The sequence below is a fragment of the Pannus brasiliensis CCIBt3594 genome, from assembly GCF_036688125.1.
Taxonomy (GTDB): domain Bacteria; phylum Cyanobacteriota; class Cyanobacteriia; order Cyanobacteriales; family Microcystaceae; genus Pannus; species Pannus brasiliensis.
The window spans coordinates 1-210 of record NZ_JBAFSM010000123.1 but is presented as its reverse complement, the minus strand read 5'-3'; the positions used below and the strand labels follow the sequence as shown (position 1 = coordinate 210).

Here is a 210-nt window from a genome sequence, read left to right as displayed (position 1 = left end):
GCGCGAGAGAATTACCGACAGGCTCTCGCTATCTATGTCGAGTTCGGCGATCGCTTTTCCCAAGCCAGCACCTACCACCAGTTGGGCATCGTCGCGCAGGAGTTACGGGAGTTCGAGGAGGCGCGAGAGAATTACCGACAGGCTCTCGCTATCTTTGTCGAGTTCGGCGATCGCTTTTCCCAAGCCAGCACCTACCACCAGTTGGGCATC

1 protein-coding gene is annotated in these 210 nt (G+C 57.6%); it reads left to right on the top strand.

Annotated elements, in window-relative coordinates:
• On the top strand, positions 1 to 210 hold a 210-nt coding region (locus tag V0288_RS25015; protein ID WP_332867915.1), incomplete at both ends, for a tetratricopeptide repeat protein.